The organism is Herbiconiux daphne (assembly GCF_024979295.1).
Lineage (GTDB): Bacteria > Actinomycetota > Actinomycetes > Actinomycetales > Microbacteriaceae > Herbiconiux > Herbiconiux daphnes.
In genome coordinates this window covers 1-766 of the sequence record NZ_JANLCJ010000323.1, presented here as the reverse complement: position 1 = coordinate 766, position 766 = coordinate 1, and the positions used below count along the sequence as shown (strand labels likewise).

1 protein-coding gene is annotated in these 766 nt (G+C 38.3%); it reads left to right on the top strand.

Annotation, left to right across the window (positions count from 1 at the left end):
- Positions 1-766, top strand: a 766-nt coding sequence (locus N1032_RS24975) for a terminase large subunit domain-containing protein (RefSeq protein WP_259543254.1), incomplete at both ends; no start/stop codon positions are given.

The window sequence follows — 766 nt, the reverse complement described above, 5'->3', positions numbered from 1 at the left end:
ACGTTTAGGTAAGTCAGCAGCGGGATCTATTGAGTTTGCCGCACATTTAACAGGTTTATATGATCAAATGGCTTTTAAATGGGAAGGTAGGCGCTTTGATTGTCCTATTTCTACATTTTGTGTAGGTACTACCAGTGATACTACTCGCCAGATTCTACAATATGAATTATTAGGCATTAAAGATGCTCGCCATTTAGAAAATACTGAATTTGATGGAGAAGATAAGGGTGTATTAGGCTCCGGCGCTATTCCCCTTCATTGTATTGTCAAAGAAAGTATTATTAGAAATGGTAATCAGGTGCTTGAATTTAAAGTTAGAAGTTATGACGAGTACGGACTATTACGGGGTTACTCTGATGTAAGCTTTAAGAGTACGCAGCAGGGACAAGAAGCATTATTTGGACAAGCTAAACATTTAATTTGGCTTGACGAGGAAGATCCACATATTTCAATGGAAATCTTTGAACAAGCAACGATTAGGACGGTAACGACACAAGGCTTAGTAATGCAAACTTCTACGCCGGAATGGGGCTTAACTGATCTCATTGTTCATATGCGAGAAAATGAAGATGAAGATTTTTATTTTCAGAAAGCAGGGTTGTTAGATGCTCATGAAAATCTTGGTGGTCACATTTCAGATCGTGATATTGAAGTTATTACAGCAGGTACGCCAGCACATAAATTAAAAATGCGTCTTGAAGGTGAACCCGCTTATGGTGCTGGTACAATCTTTGATATGGATTTGAAGAAAGTTATTTGTGATCCG